The organism is Paenibacillus jilunlii, from assembly GCF_900102965.1.
In the GTDB taxonomy this organism is placed as follows: domain Bacteria; phylum Bacillota; class Bacilli; order Paenibacillales; family Paenibacillaceae; genus Paenibacillus_AQ; species Paenibacillus_AQ jilunlii.
The window spans coordinates 301,492-321,185 of the sequence record NZ_FNGM01000001.1; the positions used below are offsets into that span (position 1 = coordinate 301,492).

Sequence of the window (19,694 nt, forward strand, 5' to 3'; positions counted from 1 at the left end):
AGCCTCCTTAGCACTTTAAGGTTGACTTAGTATGCCCTGCCAAATCCTGATTATTTATCCTATGACGTGTATTTATACTCCAATGTCAGGGTTTGAATACGCGCCCTTAAGAATGAGCCGCAAAAGTTATGCCACCAAGCTATAAATAATGAAGACAAAAGCCAAGGCAATCAGAATTACCGCAGTCAGTGCCATGCCGCGCTTGAGGCGCGGCGGCACCTTTTCCCTGCCCATGACCAGTACGGCTCCCAGGCATAGAACAACAATAATATAGATGACTAAATTCTCGTTATCCATCTGCGGCTAGACCTCTTTAAAGGCGGCCATGATGTTCTTGTACTCTTCTTCATTATCCTTGTACGATTCCTTGTTGAAGCGGTTGTTGACCCATTGCATCATGGCCGGACGGCTCATAAAAGTATGCGTTTCTTCTCCCCACTGGTCGGAAATCTCCCGGAGGACAATATAGCGCCCCTGAACCTCTACCGTCATCATATTCCATTTGTCTGTTTTGTATATTTCATGTTTTTTGATCATTTTCATTACCACCCTGGCGATTTTTGACTTTTGGCTCAATGATAACGCACGGGGTAAGTGAAAAGCAAATATTATCACTGGATAAGGGAAATCGTGGATTGCTTTGCAGGCAGAGTTGGGGTATAATGTAAGCATACGTCATATATGGCGGTATTTTTAGGAGGTTGTTCATTTGAAAGGTACAGTAAAATGGTTTAACGCAGAAAAAGGCTATGGTTTTCTTCAAGTAGAAGGCGGCGAAGATGTATTCGTTCACTTCTCAGCAATTCAAGGCGACGGATTTAAGACTTTGGATGAAGGCCAAGCGGTAGAATTCGATATTACTGATGGTAACCGCGGTCCTCAAGCAGCTAACGTAGTTAAATTATAAGAAACGGCTGGACAGCATGACTGTCGGTCACAACATATATTTTTGAAATGGCAGCACTTGCAAGAGTGGTAACCAGAAATTCAAAGCACACAGTTCTTACGGGAACTGTGTTTTTTTGTTTTACAGGAAAAGATACAAGCTCAAAATTGTGGTTCACTTGGAGGTAATTGTACGGCCAAGGCCCCGGGAAAGGAGATTCAAGTGGAATTTGTTTACTTAGATTGGAGCAATGGCCTGCTTAAGAGGAGGTAGATGGAAAAAGTAGACTTATTTTGAGCGCAATCACCTGAAAGGGTGGGAACGGCCGGATTAGTTATCCTTTTTCCAACTATGGCATACGGAGGTGGGGGATTGGGGAAATTTAAGTTTACTTTTTCCACTTGGGCTTGCCGCCGGGGCGAAGCAAGAGTCTAATAATCTTTTCTGCGCGAATAACGTCCAAAACCGAATCCTGTATCCACCAGATGTTTGGAGAAAAAACCGGCAAAGGCCAGCAGCGAAAAGCTCATTGCCACCACATAGAGAACGGTGCGTCCGGCATCTTCATAGATAAGTCCGCCAAAGGTGCCGCTCAGCAGACCGGCTGCGCTGGACCAGACGACCGTAAAGACCGCCATACCGGTTGCACGGAGATGATCCGGGATAATCCGCGTAATGTACCGGACGGCCGTCACGTAGTATATGCCGAAGGAGACGCTGTGCATGGCCTGGATTGCAACAACGGCACCAGGCTCATTCGCCAGCGCCATGAACAGGAAACGTGCGGCGAACATCAGACTGGCAAAAGCGAGCAGAGGCAGCTCCTTGAACCTGTCACCGTATCTGCTCAGGGCAAAAAAGACGGGGATTTCGCTCAAGGCTGAGGCCAGCAGCGACCAGCCGACGATCTCATCACCTGCATTCATCGCTTTCAGGCTGAGTGTAAGGAACGCTTCATTCATTCTGTAGCCAATGGCCAGAACGAATACACTGCCGAAAAACCACAGCACTTCTTTTTGCAGCAAAATCTGTTTCAGTCCTCCAGCCTTGGCCGGCCCGGCTGCTGGATCAGCAGCGTGCTGCATATTCTCTTCGGTCCGCTTGGCATCCTTCAGCCCAATGGTGATTAGAAGCGCAATGATTACGATTACAATACAGACGGCTATGATGGAGGACGAGCCCAATGCTCTCAGCACATAACCGATCGTCAGCGCGAAAAAGGAGTAGCCCAGCGAGCCAAAAACCCGGATGGTAATGAAGTTGCGCCCATGACGCTGGGCAATTTTGATCGCCATCGTATCTGCAAGAGGGAATAGCGGGTAATAGAAGAAATAGAAAAGGGACAAAATAAGCATAACCACCCCAAAATCTGTGGCTCTTGCCAGGATGAGTGCAGTAACCAGTTGGCCTGCCAGAAGAATGGCCATGATTTTTTTGATGGTGCCCAGCCGGTCGCTGACCATGCTCCAGAACAGGTTGGACAGAATGGAGATCAGGGGTCCGATGGAATACAGGATTCCGATCTGCGGGCTGGTGAAGCCTAAATGGGTGTAGAATAAAGGAAAATAAGAGACGACAAGCACGCTGGTGCCGAAAAGTGTGAACATAAAGGATCGCAGCCAGTTTTGATCGCTGTACTGGCCGCTGCTCCGTCCTGGTGACATGATGCCTGCACTCCTCCGAATATGAAATACGGTTTGGTATCCATATACTTTAGTGATGAACGCGTTCTAGTATAGCATAAAGCATACCTCAGATGTCCGGGAAATTATTGTTTCTGAATCTTTCAAAGTTTTGCGAAAGTGATTTTGTTGTTTGTACAAATACGCTCTGCATATTATAATAATGGTGATTTGGATAAGGAGACAACAATGTGGAGGCACTGTCATTGAATGAATTTGAGCAAGGCCGTTACCTTAGCCCTCGCGGCCCGATTGGGCTGATGAGCAGGGTCTACAAGTACGTGCTGCCGGAAGTGCGGGAATGTCTTCATTTCTGGCGCCAGGATGCGGAAGGGATTCCCGATCCCGAGCTGCGGAAGCAAGCGCTTGCCAGCATTGAGACCAAAGAGTTTCACTGCCAGGGCGGCGGAATATATGCCGCCGGCAATTTGTCGATGCGGCATATACTGATTCCGCTTATTGTTGCTTATCAAACGATCAGTGATTATCTGGACAACCTATGTGACCGCAGCACTTCTCTTGATCCTGCCGATTTCAGACTGCTGCATCAATCCATGCTGGACGCTATCAATCCCAAGGCTGAGCCTGTTAATTATTATGCGCTCCGCAGTGAGCAGAACGATGGCGGATATTTGCACAGGCTTGTCCGCAAATGCCAGGAGATGACTGCGCAGCTGCCCGGTTATGCCGCGGCGGTTGAAGAGGTGCGTGGTCTGGCCGTACTCTATACGGATTTGCAGGTTTACAAACACATCCGCCCCGAACTCAGGGAGGCTGCCCTGAAGGAATGGTGGGAGGTGGAGGGCAAGGTGGCCCCGCATCTGCAGTGGAATGAGTTTGCGGCAGCAACGGGCTCTACCCTCGGCGTTTTTATGCTTTTTCTGGCTTCTTGTGATCCAAAGCTGAGCACCTCGGCAGCGGCTTCCATCCGGGCGGCATACTTTCCGCATTTATGCGGACTGCACATTATGCTGGACTACCTGATCGATCAGGATGAAGACCGGGCCGGCGGAGATCTCAATTTCTGCAATTATTATGACACTAGCGATACCATGCTGAATCGGATCGCCTCCATTGTGGAGTGGGCCCGCAGGGATGTCCGGAATCTGCCCGAGACCTCCATGCATCGCATGGTCATCGAAGGCTTGCTGGCACTGTATTTATCCGATCCGAAAGTCAGCGAACAGCGGGAGGTTCGCTCTGTATCCAGACGTCTCATGAGAAGAAGTCCACTGACAAGACTGTTCTTCTTCGTGAACAGCCGTTGGATCCGCAGGCATATGTATTAGAGGCTGTGGGGCATGATCTGATTAAAAACGGGCTCCGCACAATTTTAAGGAGGAACAAACAGGATGGCAAACGTGAAAAAAATCGCAGTATTAACCAGCGGAGGAGATTCCCAGGGCATGAACGCTGCAGTTCGCGCTGTGGTGCGCAGTGCAATCTACTTCGGCATTGAAGTGTTCGGAATCCAGCGCGGTTACCAGGGGCTGCTCAACCGCGACATTTTTCCGATGGATCTGCGCAGTGTAGGTGATATTATCCAGCGCGGAGGCACGATTCTGCAGTCTGCCCGCTGTCTGGAATTTCTGACCCCTGAAGGCCAGCAAAAGGGTGCAGATATCCTGAACGAGATGGGTATCGACGGTTTGGTAGTTTGCGGCGGTGACGGTTCTTACAAAGGAGCCAACAAGCTCAGCAAGCTGGGTATTAACACCATGGCTTTGCCGGGTACCATCGATAATGACATTTCGTTCACGGACTATACCATTGGCTTTGATACTGCGGTAGGTGTTGTAGTTGATGCCATCAATAAGCTTCGTGATACGATGTCCTCACATGAGCGTTCATCCATCGTTGAAGTTATGGGACGCCACTGCGGAGATATCGCGCTGCACGCGGGTCTTGCTTCCGGTGCCGAAACGATTCTGGTACCGGAAATGCCTTATGATCTGAATGAGGTAGCCGACCGTATGCGCGACAACTTCGCCAGAGGCAAACGCCATAGTATTGTGATTGTCGCTGAAGGCGTAGGCAAGGGCGAAGATGTGGCTCAGGCACTGAAAGACCGTCATTCCTCGCTGGATGCACGCGTTACAGTGCTGGGACATATTCAGCGTGGCGGCACGCCGACACCTGGTGACCGCAACCTGGCCAGCCGTTTGGGCGACTTTGCTGTCCGTTCCCTGATTGAAGGCCATTCGGATAAAGCCTGCGGCATTATCAAAGGCGAGCTGACACTTACCGATATCGATCTCGTAGTGAATACCAAAAAAGACTTCGACACTGAGCTGTACGAGCTGGCGTCCCGTCTTTCCCAATAAAAGAATAGGCTTCATCCGGACCGCCTTCAACAGGCGGTCTTTTTTTGACTTGACTGTATACCCCCACCCGTATATTATATACCCCATAGGGTATATTAAGGAGGAAGATATAAATGGGGAAGAAGATTATCATTGTCGGCGGAGTAGCGGGCGGGGCTTCAGCGGCTGCACGCCTGCGCAGACTAAATGAGCAGGATGAGATTATTCTGCTGGAGCGGGGGGAGCATGTCTCTTTTGCCAATTGCGGCCTCCCGTATTACATTGGCGGCAGGATTGATTCCAGGGAGAAGCTGTTCCTGCAGACTCCCGAAGGGATACGGCAACGGTTCAATATAGATGTAAGGACTCTGACGGAGGTTACGTCTATTGACCGCGTAAGCAAGCATGTCATTGCCCGGAGTGCAGCCACAGGAGAGATCCAGCAGATTCCTTATGATATTGTGATTCTTTCTCCCGGGGCAAAGCCTATTGTGCCGCAAATTCCGGGCATCACCGGTGCCAATAACCTGTTCACCCTGCGAAATATTCCGGACACTGACAGAATTAAGGCTTATGTCGATCATCAGCATCCTAAGCATGCCACGGTGATTGGAGCGGGTTTTATCGGACTGGAGATGGCGGAGAATCTGAGGGAGCTTGGTCTTGAAGTGACGGTTATTGACCGGGGGACGCAAATTTTGAACCCGCTTGACCCGGAAATGGCAAGACCTGTTGAAGAGCATATGCGGCTGCATGGAGTCGAGTTCAGACTAGATGAAGGCGTCGAGGCCGTCTTAGAGGAAGGCAGGCTGCTTCAGCTTGCTTCCGGTGCAAAGCTTGCTACGGATATGATTATTCTGGCGATCGGAGTAACACCGGAGAATGAGCTGGCCAGAAACAGCGGACTTGAACTCGGGGTCCGGGGAGCTGTGAAAGTGAATGCCTCACTCCAGACCAGTGATCCTGCTATATATGCAGTCGGTGACGTTATTGAGGTCAAGGACCGGGTTCAAGGTTATGAAACGATGGTGTCACTCGCCTGGGGGGCCAACCGTCAGGGCCGTCTTGCCGCTGATCATATCAATGGCCGGTCCATTGCCTATGAGGGTGCTTTGGGCACAGCGATTATCAAAACCTTTGGCCTGACCTCAGCCCTAACCGGGAATAATGAGAAAATGCTCAAATCCCTGGGGGCTCCATATGAGGCTATCCACATTCATCCGAATTCACATGCAGGCTATTATCCTGGTGCAGCACCCATTGCCATTAAACTGCTGTTCAACCCCCATACGGGAGATATTTACGGAGCTCAGGCAGTGGGAAGTGAAGGCGCCGACAAACGGATTGATATCATTGCCACCGCGATCCGCGGCAATCTCAAGGCAGATGAACTGGCGGATATCGAGCTGGCCTACGCGCCTCCTTATTCTTCTGCCAAAGACCCTGTAAATATGGCCGGATATGTGGCTTCAAATGTGATGGAAGGTATGGTGCAGAATCTTCAGTGGCATGAGGTGGATGAGTTTTCCCGGACTGGCGGGCTCATTATTGATGTCAGGGATGAGGTAGAGCGTCTCGCCGGATATATTCCCGGGTCCATCCATATTCCACTTTCCGGCTTGAGGGACCGTCTGGCAGAAATTCCTCCTGACCAAGAGATTGCGGTATCCTGTCAAGTCGGTCTCAGAGGGTACATCGCGGCAAGAATGCTTAAACAGCACGGTTTTCATGTAAAAAATGTTGACGGAGGTTATAAAACATACGCTGTCATGAACAGAGACACAGGGACTGCTCCACATGCAGGGGAACAGCCAGGTGAAGCGGGCACTTCTTTGCTGGCAGCGGTGGATCAAAAAAAGCCAGAACCTGCTGGTCAGCGGCTGGTGCTGGATGCTTGCGGTTTACAGTGTCCTGGCCCTATACTCAAGGTGTATGAGACCGTGCAGTCCATGAAAGACGGGCAGCAGCTTGAAATTGCAGCGACTGATTTCGGCTTTGCTGCAGATATCCGCCAGTGGTGCCTCAAAACACAGAATACGCTGGAGTCTGTAGAGGTCTCAGGAGGCAAGGTTCAGGCTTTAGTGCGTAAAGGGATACAGCAGCCAGCGGAAGCCTCATTCTCCTTGCCAATGTCAGAAGTGAGGGACGTAAAGGATGGGACGACCATGGTTGTCTTCAGCGGTGACCTGGACAAGACAATTGCTTCCTTTATTATCGCCTCGGGCGCGGCAGCCATGGGCAAGCAGGTTACGATGTTTTTTACCTTCTGGGGATTGAACCTGCTGCGGCGTGAGCAGGGGCCCCGGGTTGAAAAGAAGGCGATGGATAAGCTGTTTGGTCTGATGATGCCGCAAGGAACCCGAAAGCTGCCATTGTCCAGAATGAACATGGGCGGTCTAGGAGCCAGATTAATCCGCCGCACCATGAAACGCAAGAATGTGGATTCTCTGGAAGAACTGATGCAGGGTGCAATCCATGCAGGAGTGAAGCTGATGGCCTGCACGATGAGCATGGATATTATGGGCATTAAGCAGGAGGAGCTAATCGCAGGCGTTGAATTTGGCGGTGTAGCCAGTTATTTGGGCGCTGCTGAGGATTCAGGCGTCAATCTGTTCATCTAAAGGAGGTGGATAGCAATGGAGTACGATAAAGGGATCAAAAACAGACTAAAGCGCATTGAAGGACAGGTGCGGGGAGTGTTAAGCATGCTGGAGGAAGGGCAGGACTGCCGGGAGATTGTTATCCAGCTGACCGCCATAAGAACGGCAGTAGACCGTACGGCAGGTGCCGTCATCGGAGCCAATCTGGAGCACTGTATACAGGAGGAGCTGGAACAAGGGAATTCTCCGAACCAAGTCATAAAAGACGCGGTGGAGCTGCTCGTGAAGAGCCGCTAACCGCTAGCCGGCCAAAGAGCCTCTCCGGCGGCTCCAGACACAAAACAATGACGTATAAGCGGGCAACCGTTTTGCGTCATTTTTTTGTTGGCGTGCCCAGAGGCGCGCATTATCCAGTTGGTGAAAGTCCAACCTTAACCTAATCATAGAATTGGAAAAATATACAGAAAACAAAGGGATGATATATTTAAAAAATCAGTAATAAATGACATGAAGGGGTGTTATTCAGATGAAGAGAAAGCCATATGCCGTCATGACCGCAGCGGTGCTTGCATTAGCTGTTGGCAGCGGTAATGCCGTCGCGGATTCGCAGCAGGCGGCAGGCAAAAGCAAGATCAAGTACAGCAATAACGGACAGGCACTGGAAGCACCGGCGGCGGAAATGAGATCAGCGGACGGAAGCCTGTTTGTGCCGGTACGCGGCATGGCTAATCTGATGGACAAGTACGTGGATTGGGATCAGTTCCGCATAAGCGTGGCTTTTACAGACAAACCCAAGTTAACCGGTAAATATAACCTGAAGGCAGCGGATTTGGCCCCGGGAATCAAGATGGGAGTAGGCTCCTCCTTGACCCATCTGCCCGGTGACCCGTCTAATATCTTCTATTCTACGGCGGACCGGGGACCGAACGGCGAGTTGAAAGTGAAAGACACTACGCGGCGGACCTTCCCGCTGTCTGACTATACGCCTACCATTTACAAGATTGAGGCATCCGCAGGAGAAATCAAGATTCTGGACAAAATTCCGCTGAAGGTGAATGGCATCGATCCGGTCAGCGGGACCGCCAACATAACGGGTGTAGGCAACATCAAGGGCCGGGACGAGGCACCGTATGATGCTAAGGGCGAAAAGGAGCTGAGCTATGATCCTTATGGTCTTGATATTGAAGGATTGGCGTATAATCCCAAGGATGATACCTTCTGGATTTCTGACGAATACGGCCCGTCCATCGTTCACGTCAAGCGGGACGGCACCTTGATTGAGCGCATCGTACCCAAGGGCTGGGGAAATAACAAAATAAGCACGCCGCTGGTACCTGCCCGCGAGGTGCTGCCGGAGGTTTACAACAAGCTCCGCCAAAACCGCGGTGCAGAAGCGGTAGGCATTACACCCGACGGCAGCACGATGTTCATGGCGATGCAAAGCCCGTTGCGCAATCCTGACAAGAGTACAGATAACTCCCGTCAGCTGCGCATTATCAAGATAGACCTGGCCACACTTGCTCCAACCGCAGAATACGTTTATGTCACAGAGGATGCTGCACAGTTCAAGGACCTCAAGCAGTCGGATATCGTGATCTCCGATTTGTACGCCGTCAATGACCATACACTCCTTGTTGATGAGCGGGATAAGAACGCAGGAGATAAGGCCGAGCTGAAACGGATTTTCCAGATCGATTTATCCGATGCTACCAATATTCTGGGCAAATATGACCAGGCTGCAGCTGGCGGCAAGACGCTGGAAGAGATGAGCACTTCCAATCTGACAGCAGCGGCTATTATGCCTCCTTCCAAGCGCACGGTGCTGGATGCCGTGGCCTTCCAGTTTCCTTATGAAAAGATTGAAGGCCTGACACTGGTGGACGGCAGCACCATCGCCATTATTAATGACAACGATTTTGGTGTAGGCAGCGATTCGGCGGAGAATGGCACGAGCCTGTGGACCTTTCAGTTGCCTTACACTATTACGCCTTAAGTGAACCCTTAGGCTAACCCAATAAAGGGCGTTCCAAAGCCATAAAACGGCTTTTGGAACGCCCTTTGTGTTAAAGAAATAACTATTAGACTGAAAAAAGTTGTGGACTGAGAAAATAAAGTTTTAGACTGCCATAATCTCATTAAGCTTTAACGGACAATTCAGTACCAATATATGGTATTCTTGTGGTGTGAAGGGAGAATGATTAATGAAGGGCCGAGTTTATGTAGAATATAGGCGTTTAGGATTTTTTGCTGTAGAGACCGAAGACAATGATTTCTCCGTAATTGAGGTTCGGAGTGGAATCCCTTCTTTAGGAGACGAACTAATTGGGGGGCTTAATTCACTTGGCGAAAAGATATTATACAATGAGACAAATAGAGAAGAGTTCGATGTATCTATTAAATCTATACAATTAACCCAAGCTGAAGCGAAGAGCTATATTAAAGATGCTGTAAGAGGCAAATAGTTAGACGATTTGAACTACTAACGAGAGACATTGGTTTAATAATACAGCGGCAGTCTAAGACTATATTTTCTCGTCTAGGGCTGCAGCTGTATTTTTTCGGAAATTTAAAAAGCCGCTTGTAGCAGGAATCATGCAGACGCTTCGATGAGGCTTAGAGGTTTAAGCTGCCGGTATTCTACGCAGTATTCGGCTTGTTGTGAGCATATCGCCGCTGCACTTTAACCAGGCGGGACAGCAGCAGGATAGCCCCGATGGCCAGACCTGCGATGAGGCCGACCCAGTAGCCGTATGCCGCTAGGCTGGTGTAAGTAGCCAGCAGATATCCGGTGGGAAGGCCGATTACCCAGTAGGCAACAAAACAGATGATGAATGCCGGATTTACATCCTTGTAGCCCCGCAGGACCCCCTGTGTGGGAGTGGCGATGGCATCGGAAATCTGAAAGAAAATGGCGTAGATCAGAAAATGCTTGATGAGTGAAATGACCTCAGGCTCATCGGAGTAGAGTCCGGCAACATGGCTGCCTGCGAACAGCAGTACAAGAGCTGTAGCGAGTGAGAGGACAGCCGCTGTTCCAATGCCCATGATTCCATATTGGCGCGCATCCTTCTGCCGGCCGGCCCCGTTCTCGAAGCCGACCAGAATCGTCAGGCTCATACAAATGCTTAGCGGGATCATATATAGGGTGGACGCAAAATTAATGGCCGCTTGATGGGCCGCAATAGTTATTGTGTCGAACCGGCTCATGAGCAGTGTCACGGCTGAAAAGACCGCCGTTTCGAAGAAGATGGAGAAGCCGATCGGTACGCCGATTTTTAGCAGCTCTTTGAAGCTGCGCAGAGACATAAAGTGAAAGCTGCGGAACAGCCGGAGGCTCCGGAAGGGTTCGGAGCGGTAGACAAACATCAGAGCGATGCCGAAGATCACCCAATACGTAATCGCTGATGCAACCCCTGCACCAACACCGCCAAGGCGGGGGAAACCGAATTTACCAAAGATCAGCAGATAGTTGAGCCCTACATTGACCGGCAGGGCAATCAGCGTAATGAACATGGAGACCCGTGTCTGGCCCAGAGCATCAATACAGCTGCGGACAACCGTGTAACCAAAAAGCGGAATAATTCCGACTGAGATCGCACACAGGAAACGAAAGGCAATATCATGAACCTGCGGCTCCAGATTCATGAAATGAAGCACCGGTGACAGCGCGAAGGTTCCAGATACCAGGACAAGCAGCGACACGAGCAGAGACAGCCATATGCCTTGAGTGACCTGGTATGCTACGTCGCCTTCCTTTTTACTTCCCATCAAATGGGACACTAACGGTGTTATCCCCATTAATATCCCGCTGAGTCCTGTTTGAACCGGAACCCACAGGCTGGTTCCAATAGCTACACCGGCCAGATCGTCCGTACCGAATTTGCCGGACATGTTCGTGTCGAAGAAGGTTATAGCTGACAGGGCAATTTGTGTAATGAGGATGGGAAATAAAATATACAGAAATTGTCTTGCTTTTTGTTTCATTGAAGTAGTAGGTATCATTATATTTAAGCCCATTATTCTTAATTCTTATTAAAGATTTGGAGTTAATTCTCCAGTAAAAGGACCCCACAAAGTGGGGTCGGCAGTGCTGCGTATGTTAAATTAGGGGTCTGATAATTGCAGGAAGCTTAATTGCTTATTTGCCGTAATCTACGCCGGCCGTGTAGCGGTTGTTGGCATTCCAGAGCAGGAATTCATCGACGTTCTTTTCTTTAAGGGCACGGACCTGGTCTTCTACCTGCTGCTTGCCGTATTTGACATAATGCCCGCTTCCAAGCCAGCTTGCGGTGAAGTCTTGAATCCAGGGCCGGATGATCGGCTTGTAGCTGCCCAGGGGGTCCAGCTTCTTATGTGTATCAACCATAGAGCCTTTGATGGTGGCGTACGGGTTCTTGTCGGGATCTTTTACATCAAACCATCCGGTCGAGTAATGGCTTGGGTAGACCATAGGGCTGATGACATCCACGTTCTTCGATATTTTTACAAAGTCCTGGCCAATTCCTTCAGCAGCAGGCACCGAGGCGGCATATCCAAAAATATCCACCGACACGCGGACACCGAGCGGCCCGAGCTCTGCTTTGGCATATTTCACAAAATCACCAATAATCTCGACACGCGGACGGTTGCTTTTGGTATATTTGAGCGTTTCCGCGCGTTTTTCAAAGCCTTCTGGGAACCGCACATAATCGAATTGGATTTCCTTGAAGCCAAGCTTCACAGCCTCTTTGGCAATTTCCACATTGTATTTCCAGACATCCTGGTTATATGGATTGACGAAGCTGTCTCCGCCTTTGTTCGTCCAGACAGAGCCATTGGCATTTACAAAGGATAGTTCCGGTTTTTTCTTGGCGAGCACAGAATCTTTAAACACCACAATCCGCGCAATCGGATATACGTCATGTTTTTTCAAGCGGGCCATTAATTGGTTGATGTCGCCGATGAACGGCTGCGGATGGCCCAGCTTCTGAAGTTCCGGGTTATCCGTTTTGTATGTGATGTATCCGGCATCATCCTTAATGTCAATAACCATTGAATTCAGCTCGGTTTTGTCTAGCAGGTCCAGCAGGGTCGTCATCCGGGATCCGCCGGCGCTGTAAGCTGTTACGTAAATACCCTTAACCTTGGGGGCATCGGGCTGGGGATCTGTATGAATGGCAGTGTCTGCTGCATCGGCAGCCGTGCCTGGTGAAGCCTCTGTCCCGGGCGAAGCGCCAGGAGAAGGTGTTGCGGCATTGCCGCCCGCAGTGTTCTGTGTTGCGTCAGGATTTGCTGTCTGCTGTGCGGTGATGGCCGGATTCATGGCGGACTGCAGTGCTGCGGCCACATCAGCTTCATGTGCAGGATGCTGAACGCCGACGCCTCCCAGAGCCATCATCAGTAGTGCCCAGGTGATGTTCATTTGTTTATTCTCTCCCTTTATGTACATTCCTTTAAAGTATAAAGGAACGGCGGCGGCCAAAAAGAACAGACTTGTAACAATCCCCGTAAATTTTGGTCGCATAATAACCGCTCTTGTTGTTTATAAACGGGTTGTACAGATTCTAAACGCTGTATTTAAAAAGTAAATGCCGCCCGGGTCCGGCACGGGGCCGAACCCAAAGCGGCAGCTATCCAAACTGATGTCCAAGCGGGCTTGCTTATTGAAGATACGCAGAATTCTGATGCTCGCAAATGCTGTAATGGATTATATCCATAGCATCCTCCGGTTCAAGAATACTTAGACCGTCACGCAGAACAATTACGGAATTCAATTCATCCTGCTTCAGAAAAGGTATCATATCCGGATACCATCTCATGACGATTGCTGACAGTTTTACCGTTTCCATTTCCACAACAATCACCCTTTCCTTTTCGAATAGTGCTGAATTGAAATTCAGGTTCATCGGAAAACGAAGTGCCAGGAAAAAAGAGGGTAAATCACAATCTTCATGAAATTTGTAAGGTCCTGCGTGACTCTAATATATCACAATTTAAAAGCCTGCGCATTTTTTTCGGAGCCTATCTTTTGCGGAAGGAGCCCATGACCCCGACCGTTTCTACAATATTTACAAAAGCCTGGGGATCGCTGTTCTTGATGATCCGTTTAAGCTCAGCAAGCTCATACCGTGTCGTTACTGTCATTAGCATGTCCCGTTCGACATGAGAATAAGCACCTTCAGTTTTAATTTTTGTAACGCCGCGCTGAAGCACCAGCAGCTGTTTCAGAAGCTCATCGGTCCGGGTTGTTACAATATATACCGTAACTTTGATATGGCTGATGTGAATCAGATCCACCACTCTGCCGGATACATAGATGGAAACCATGGAAGCCAAAGCTAAATTCCAGTTGTTGTCAAAATAGGCTGCGGCAAGGATGACGAGGGCATTCATTCCCACAAGAACGTTGCCTATTGGAAAATCGCGGTGTCGCGTGATGATGGACCCCAGGATATCAAATCCTCCGGAAGAGCCGCCAACCCGGAAAGATACTCCGGCGCCCACGCCCACGAGCACTCCGCCAAAAACCGAGGCCAGCAGCATATCCGACGCTACGGTTGCGGTTGGAATGAGGGCCATCAGCCAGGTAGTTGCACCTACCGAGAGAATGCTCATAACGATAAATCTCCGGCCCAGCTGAAACCAGCCTGCGACCAGCAAAGGTACATTGAACAGCAGGTACAGCAAACTGATGTTAAATGGAGTAAAGTAACCCACGAGCATGGCGAGCCCTGAGACTCCTCCGCTCAGCAGCCTGTGAGGGATCAAAAACAGATTGAAGCCGCATGCAATCATCGCTGAACCGAAGATAACCGCAAGGTAATTTCCGATTTGTTTTAGTCTTGACAAGCCAATTCACCTCTGACACGTAATGTAAGTAATGAAAGAAAGGAATACACTGGCATTCCTGATCGGGTTTGTGATATAATGTATAGGATATTCTTGAGTAGAACGTTACAATTGTATTTTTGCATTGCTTCGGATGCAATATACAATTGTTCAGGCATATTCACTGGCCTGATCTTTGGACATCTTTTGGTCCCAATGCGAGCTAAACCATGCAGAGAATCCGGCATGATTGGACAGCCTATAAATGTGTTTACCGCTACTTAAGAATACAGACAAGCATGTGGAATGTCCACTGTATAGAAGGAGCATGAATAATTTGAAAACATTCGCAGAATTCGGCCTGGAGCCAAAAGTACTTCAAGCAATCACAGAGCTAGGATTTGAGGAAGCAACACCCATTCAGGAGCAGGCGATTCCAATCGCAATGACCGGATCTGACCTGATCGGCCAGGCACAGACCGGTACAGGTAAAACCGCTGCTTTCGGGATTCCCCTCATCTCCAAAATTGCCCGGGAAGAAGAGAAAATCCTGGCACTTATCATGACGCCGACACGTGAGCTTGCTATTCAGGTAGCTGAAGAAATCGGCAAATTGACCCGATTCAAAGGACTCCGCTCCCTGGCCATTTACGGCGGGCAGGATATCGGCCGCCAGATCCGCGGACTGAAGAAGAGACCGCAGATCATCATCGGTACCCCTGGACGTCTCCTGGACCACATTAACCGCAAAACGATCCGCCTGGATGATGTTCAGACCATCGTACTGGACGAAGCTGACGAAATGCTGGATATGGGCTTCATGGAAGACATCCAGTCCATTCTCAAGCTTGTACCTGAAGAACGCCAGACGATGCTGTTCTCAGCTACAATGCCTCCTAACATTCAACGCCTTGCCCAGCAGTTCCTGAAGAATCCGCAGCATGTTTCCGTGATCCCGAAACAAATCAGCGCTCCTCTGATCGACCAAGCTTATATTGAAGTTCCTGAGCGCCAGAAGTTTGAAGCTCTAAGCCGCCTGATTGACATGGAATCCCCTGATTTGGCGATCGTATTCGGCCGCACCAAGCGCCGGGTTGACGAGCTTGCTGAAGGTTTGCAGAAACGCGGTTATTCCGCAGACGGCCTTCATGGCGACTTGTCCCAGAACCAGCGGGATGCCGTAATGCGCAAATTCCGTGACGGCAGCATTGATGTGCTTGTGGCTACAGACGTTGCGGCCCGCGGACTCGACGTTTCCGGTGTAACTCATGTCATCAACTTTGACCTTCCGCAGGATCCTGAGAGTTATGTACACCGTATCGGCCGTACAGGCCGTGCGGGCAAGGAAGGGACTGCCTGGTCTTTCGTAACTCCACGCGAGATGGATCACCTGCATTTGATTGAACGTGTTACGCGTCACCGTATTACACGCAAACCGCTGCCGACAATGGCTGAGGCTATCGAAGGCAAGCAGCGTATTACTGCTGAACGTTTGCTGGCCATGGTTGAAGGCGGCGGCGAGCTGAACGAATACAAAGGCATCGCCATTCAGCTTCTGGAGCAATATGATTCGGTTCAGCTGTTGACTGCGGCTATGAAGCTGCTTACCGGCGACACCAAGGATGCCCAGGTCGAATTGACACCGGAAGATCCGATCCGTGTCAAACGCCGTGGCGGCAAGAATGACATCCGCAGCGGACGCAAACCGAACGGCGGCTATGGCGGCAACCGCACTGGTTCAGGAAGCGGCGGCGGATACCGTGGCAACCGTGACAATGCAAGCGGCGGCAGCCGTGGCGGTTACAGCAGTGGATACGGCGGCGGCAGCGGCGGCTATGGCGGCGGCTACAAAGGCAACCGTGATTCCGGTGCAGGCCGTGATGGCGGTGCTGGACGCAGCGGAGACCGCAAGCCTTACACACGTCCAAGCAGCACAAGCACACGTCCGGCTAAGCGCGAAGATTACGATATCTAATCAGTAGTACAGCTGACACAAGAAGACGAGATGCCGCAAGGCTTCCTCGTCTTCTTTTTGCTTACTTATTTAGACAAAAGTGCGAGTGATGATCACCAGCAGGATGAAGAGGACAAGAATCGTTCCGGTCGAAGTCCAAGGATTGTAACAGCAAGGTGAAGACATGAGGTCAACCTCCTTCGGAAGTGGTAATTTTGTGGTTACGATTCTAATATATGGACGCTTCACCAAGTCTGCTTAGACATTGACCCAGAATCGTAAACTTGGGCGCTGGAAAAGTCCGGGCCAAATAGGGTATAGTTAAGGTACGCAGTATGCGCGAGACAGACAGGAGGAAGGGAATTGGAGTTTAAGGGAGCTATGGGCGGTTTATACCGCATCACGGAGTGGATATCACGTATTGCCTTCAGTAATATTTTATGGGCGCTATGTTCGATTCCGTTTCTGTTCATCGCAGTGACAAAAATGATCATGCTGGGTTCAGGTGCAGGGGGACCCAACGAACAGATTACACTCAACTGGGCACTTGGCATTTTGGCGCCTTTCACTGTATTTCCGGCAACGGCAGCGCTGTTTACCGTTGTGCGCAAATGGGTGATGGGCAATACGGATGTCAGCACATTCCGCACTTTTTTTCAGGGGTACAAAGAGAACTATTTGAAGAGTATGCTTGGAGGCGCCATCTATACCCTGCTGACTGTCATTATGTACGTGGATGTGACCGTATATATGACACAAATGGCTAATTTTAGAATTGTGGGCATTCTTATGCTGGTGCTGATGATTATTTTATTCGTCTCCATGTTCAATTTCTTCTCGATTGTGGTTCATTATCAAATGACCTTCAAGGAAGTGGTGACGAATTCGATTCTGCTGACCATCGCACGGCCGATTCGAGTGTTCTCGACGCTTATTGGTGCAGCGGTTCTCGTCTATATAGGCCTGCGGTATCCGGTGCTTTATGCAATCTGTATTCCGACACTGATTTCAATGCTGGCCTTCTTTAATTTCTATGCCACATACAACAAGCTTCAAGAGCAGGTGGAGAAGAAGAAACAAGAGGAAGAACTGGCTGCCTTGGAGGCTGCAGAGAAAGAAGCCGATGATGACGATCAGGCAGAAGATGAGAGCGATAAAGATCTCAAGCGCATTTAAGAATAGTGAGACAGAAGCTGTGCTTAAAGGGCGGGGTTTTGATTCCGGTGTTAATTAAAGCGCATACAGGTTTACTTTTTCGTCAAAACGCAATATAATAAGTGTAATTCCTGCGATGTTCGTTACGGTTGCTCGTTGTTTTGAACCAATGATAATGTCTTGGGAGATCTATATGAAGCGCAGCTGAACAGCCCTGTCTATACGACCTGGGGAATTCAAAAACGACTTCTGCGGTCACCCACCTGCTCTAGCAGGTTCAGAAGACACTGTAGCCGGACGGCATAGGCGGGTTTTTCTACTGTTATTGACAAGGTACCCTGTTTTCCCGCTTGGCTGCGGATACGGGGTGCCTTTTTGTGTATAGCATCAATTATGTAAAGTGAGCAATGCCCTTTTGTTCCGGGGATAAGAATGTTACACTTAGACTAATGAACTTGGGATTTGAAGAGGGGGAAGTATTTTGTCGTTGAAAAGAACCTTGGTCGGTTTATTTCGCAGTCATGACGGTACAAGCGACCGTGCTAAAGACCCGGCATTAAAGACACGTTACTACAATCTTTCCAGAGACAAGGCGTGGGATGAAGTATCCTCGACGCTGAAGAAGATTCCTGGTTACAAAGTTCTGCATGAAGTGGAGTCCGTCGGGGAAATCACCTTGGAAAAAAGAACAGGCTTCGGCCGGACGCTGGACATAACCGTGTCCGTGTTGAACACTTCTCCGGTTCGCTGTGCGGTTGATATCTATTCCGCCTCCAGAGGATCGCTCGGAGATCTCGGAGCCAATTACCGTGTTATTCAACGCTTATATCAGTCACTGGATAAGAAGCTGGGCAAATATAAAGTAGACTGAAGAACACGGCATTCTTTTGTTCTCGGATTGTATGCGGTTTCGGGTTTTCCTCAAATAATCTTTGGTATTTGGCTTATAAACAAAAAGCGGGAGAAGGATGACCTTCTGCCGCTTTTTTACACAGATTCAAGTATATTCGCTGATAATTTGTCTATCCGCTGGGTTACAGCAGTTCTTTTACAGCTGCTACAGCGGCTTCATAATTCGGATGCTCAGCCATTTCAGCCAGATATTCTACATAGGCCACGGTATCATTTTTATCGATAACGAAGATGGAGCGCATATCGAGGCGGAATTCCTTGATCAGGACCCCATAGGCCTGTCCAAAAGAGGCGTCTTTATGGTCGGACAGGGTAATGACCCGGTCAATGCCGGCAGCGCCGCACCAGCGGGCTTGGGCGAAAGGGAGGTCCATGCTGATGGTGAGTATGACCACATCGTCACCGAGCTCTGCAGCTTCAGTATTGAAGCGGCGGGTCTGCGCATCGCATACACCGGTATCCAGAGAAGGCACAACGCTGATCAGCTTGATTTTACCGGCATAATCGCTGAGGGACGCGTCTTCCAGAAGATTCTTGCTTACCACAAAATCGGGCGCGGTATCGCCGGCTTTCAGCTCTGGTCCTACGAGAGTAATGGGGTTGCCCTTGAAAGTGGCTGCACCTGTTCTTTCTTGCGTCATATCCTTGTTTCCTCCTTGAATTACATGATTGGATTCTTACTGCCACAATAAATTATAATCTTTTTAGAAGCTTAATGTCCAACGAGGACCCATTATGATACATAAGGGATGGTGCTATGATCTTTATAAGGTATGAGAAATGGAAAGGATACATCCGCTATTATCCTGTGACTTGTATTCTGATTCTGCTGAATGTGCTGATGTTCATTGTGCTTACCGCCAATGGCGGCTCGACGAATCTGGAAACATTATTGAAGTATGGGGCTACGCTGAATGCCGGTCCGGAAATGGACGAAATGTGGCGTTATGTGACGGCGACCTTTTTGCATAACGGGTTTGCCCATTTATTCTTTAACTGCTTTGCGCTTCTGGTGTTTGCTCCGCCGCTTGAGCGGCTGATGGGCTGGTGGCGCTATGCGCTGCTCTACATGGCCGGCGGCTACATTGCCAACTATCTGTCCGTGATCTTCAGCAGCCGTTCGGTTGTGGATGTGGCAACAGTCTCTGTGGGCGCGTCAGGAGCAATCTATGCCGTCTACGGCGCGTTTCTCTATATTGCCCTGCTGCAGAGAGGGATGATGGATGAGAACTCGCGCAAGACACTTTACGGCCTTCTGGTGATGGGGATCATTATGTCCTTCGCTACTCCATACGTTAATTGGATGGCGCATCTCAGCGGCCTGGCCGCCGGTTTTTTCCTTTATGGACTGATTATTCGTATTTTCAAAAGAAGCCGACGATAGGAGAGGTGCTC

The 19,694-nt window shown here is 49.7% G+C and carries 20 protein-coding genes and 1 other RNA gene; 12 read left to right on the top strand and 9 right to left on the bottom strand.

The genetic code is table 11. From position 1 onward, the window contains the following. Positions 1–126 precede the first annotated feature (126 nt). Positions 127–297 (bottom strand): hypothetical protein, encoded by a 171-nt coding sequence (locus BLQ82_RS31725; protein ID WP_020430875.1) that lies wholly within the window; start codon positions 295–297, stop codon positions 127–129. 6 nt (positions 298–303) lie between these two features. Then, positions 304–537, bottom strand: coding sequence for a hypothetical protein (locus tag BLQ82_RS01395; protein ID WP_020430876.1), 234 nt, complete (start codon positions 535–537; stop codon positions 304–306). 172 nt (positions 538–709) lie between these two features. On the opposite strand from BLQ82_RS01395, the gene BLQ82_RS01400 reads away from it, so the two are divergent. Continuing rightward, the gene (locus BLQ82_RS01400; protein WP_019911834.1) at positions 710–907 is read left to right on the top strand and encodes a cold shock domain-containing protein; all 198 of its coding nucleotides are present in this window, start codon (positions 710–712) and stop codon (positions 905–907) included. 410 nt (positions 908–1,317) lie between these two features. On the opposite strand, the gene BLQ82_RS01405 is transcribed toward BLQ82_RS01400, so the two are convergent. After that, on the bottom strand, positions 1,318–2,550 hold the full coding sequence (locus BLQ82_RS01405) for an MFS transporter (protein ID WP_062526681.1): 1,233 nt from the start codon (positions 2,548–2,550) through the stop codon (positions 1,318–1,320). Between the two features lie 224 nt (positions 2,551–2,774). Between BLQ82_RS01405 and BLQ82_RS01410 the strand changes: the two genes are divergently transcribed. The 6 genes from BLQ82_RS01410 to BLQ82_RS01435 all read left to right on the top strand — a co-directional run bounded on the left by BLQ82_RS01410 (position 2,775) and on the right by BLQ82_RS01435 (position 9,933). Further along, complete coding sequence (locus BLQ82_RS01410) at positions 2,775–3,857, top strand: tetraprenyl-beta-curcumene synthase family protein (protein WP_062526890.1); 1,083 nt, start codon at positions 2,775–2,777, stop codon at positions 3,855–3,857. Between the two features lie 63 nt (positions 3,858–3,920). Next, positions 3,921–4,892, top strand: a complete 972-nt coding sequence (gene pfkA / locus BLQ82_RS01415; RefSeq protein WP_020428967.1) for a 6-phosphofructokinase — start codon at positions 3,921–3,923, stop codon at positions 4,890–4,892. Between the two features lie 113 nt (positions 4,893–5,005). Next, complete coding sequence (locus BLQ82_RS01420) at positions 5,006–7,492, top strand: FAD-dependent oxidoreductase (protein WP_062526683.1); 2,487 nt, start codon at positions 5,006–5,008, stop codon at positions 7,490–7,492. Between the two features lie 15 nt (positions 7,493–7,507). Further along, on the top strand, positions 7,508–7,768 hold the full coding sequence (locus BLQ82_RS01425) for a metal-sensitive transcriptional regulator (RefSeq protein ID WP_042266591.1): 261 nt from the start codon (positions 7,508–7,510) through the stop codon (positions 7,766–7,768). Between the two features lie 229 nt (positions 7,769–7,997). Further along, positions 7,998–9,464 (top strand): esterase-like activity of phytase family protein, encoded by a 1,467-nt coding sequence (locus tag BLQ82_RS01430; protein ID WP_062526686.1) that lies wholly within the window; start codon positions 7,998–8,000, stop codon positions 9,462–9,464. A 208-nt stretch (positions 9,465–9,672) separates the two neighbouring features. Then, positions 9,673–9,933 (top strand): hypothetical protein, encoded by a 261-nt coding sequence (locus tag BLQ82_RS01435; protein WP_062526688.1) that lies wholly within the window; start codon positions 9,673–9,675, stop codon positions 9,931–9,933. A gap of 175 nt (positions 9,934–10,108) precedes the next feature. Here BLQ82_RS01435 and BLQ82_RS01440 read toward each other — a convergent pair whose 3' ends face one another. The 4 genes from BLQ82_RS01440 to BLQ82_RS01455 form a co-directional block, all read right to left on the bottom strand. Beyond that, positions 10,109–11,473 carry an MATE family efflux transporter gene (locus tag BLQ82_RS01440; RefSeq protein WP_062526892.1) on the bottom strand — a complete coding sequence of 455 codons (1,365 nt, stop codon included), beginning with the start codon at positions 11,471–11,473 and terminating at the stop codon, positions 10,109–10,111. Between the two features lie 136 nt (positions 11,474–11,609). Next, positions 11,610–12,872 carry a putative glycoside hydrolase gene (locus BLQ82_RS01445; protein WP_062526690.1) on the bottom strand — a complete coding sequence of 421 codons (1,263 nt, stop codon included), beginning with the start codon at positions 12,870–12,872 and terminating at the stop codon, positions 11,610–11,612. 238 nt (positions 12,873–13,110) lie between these two features. Then, positions 13,111–13,299, bottom strand: a complete 189-nt coding sequence (locus BLQ82_RS01450; protein ID WP_174469026.1) for a hypothetical protein — start codon at positions 13,297–13,299, stop codon at positions 13,111–13,113. 172 nt (positions 13,300–13,471) lie between these two features. Continuing rightward, on the bottom strand, positions 13,472–14,299 hold the full coding sequence (locus BLQ82_RS01455; RefSeq protein ID WP_074647605.1) for a YitT family protein: 828 nt from the start codon (positions 14,297–14,299) through the stop codon (positions 13,472–13,474). Positions 14,300–14,615: 316 nt separating this feature from the next. Here BLQ82_RS01455 and cshA point away from each other — a divergent pair, with 316 nt between their 5' ends. Further along, positions 14,616–16,253 (top strand): degradosome RNA helicase CshA, encoded by a 1,638-nt coding sequence (gene cshA, locus BLQ82_RS01460; protein WP_062526692.1) that lies wholly within the window; start codon positions 14,616–14,618, stop codon positions 16,251–16,253. Positions 16,254–16,322: 69 nt separating this feature from the next. On the opposite strand, the gene BLQ82_RS32495 is transcribed toward cshA, so the two are convergent. Then, a complete protein-coding gene (locus BLQ82_RS32495) occupies positions 16,323–16,418 on the bottom strand; it encodes a hypothetical protein (RefSeq protein ID WP_025705196.1) in 96 nt (31 codons plus the stop codon). Between the two features lie 177 nt (positions 16,419–16,595). On the opposite strand from BLQ82_RS32495, the gene BLQ82_RS01465 reads away from it, so the two are divergent. The 3 genes from BLQ82_RS01465 to BLQ82_RS01475 all read left to right on the top strand — a co-directional run bounded on the left by BLQ82_RS01465 (position 16,596) and on the right by BLQ82_RS01475 (position 18,258). Then, positions 16,596–17,408, top strand: a complete 813-nt coding sequence (locus BLQ82_RS01465; RefSeq protein ID WP_062526693.1) for a YesL family protein — start codon at positions 16,596–16,598, stop codon at positions 17,406–17,408. Between the two features lie 104 nt (positions 17,409–17,512). Then, a non-coding RNA gene (ssrS, locus tag BLQ82_RS01470) (6S RNA) lies at positions 17,513–17,704 on the top strand. Positions 17,705–17,868: 164 nt separating this feature from the next. Continuing rightward, positions 17,869–18,258 (top strand): DUF1499 domain-containing protein, encoded by a 390-nt coding sequence (locus tag BLQ82_RS01475; protein WP_020428947.1) that lies wholly within the window; start codon positions 17,869–17,871, stop codon positions 18,256–18,258. 163 nt (positions 18,259–18,421) lie between these two features. Here BLQ82_RS01475 and tpx read toward each other — a convergent pair whose 3' ends face one another. Further along, a complete protein-coding gene (tpx, locus tag BLQ82_RS01480) occupies positions 18,422–18,940 on the bottom strand; it encodes a thiol peroxidase (RefSeq protein WP_062526695.1) in 519 nt (172 codons plus the stop codon). Positions 18,941–19,056: 116 nt separating this feature from the next. Here tpx and BLQ82_RS01485 point away from each other — a divergent pair, with 116 nt between their 5' ends. Beyond that, the gene (locus tag BLQ82_RS01485) at positions 19,057–19,683 is read left to right on the top strand and encodes a rhomboid family intramembrane serine protease (protein WP_062526697.1); all 627 of its coding nucleotides are present in this window, start codon (positions 19,057–19,059) and stop codon (positions 19,681–19,683) included. Positions 19,684–19,694: the final 11 nt, after the last annotated feature.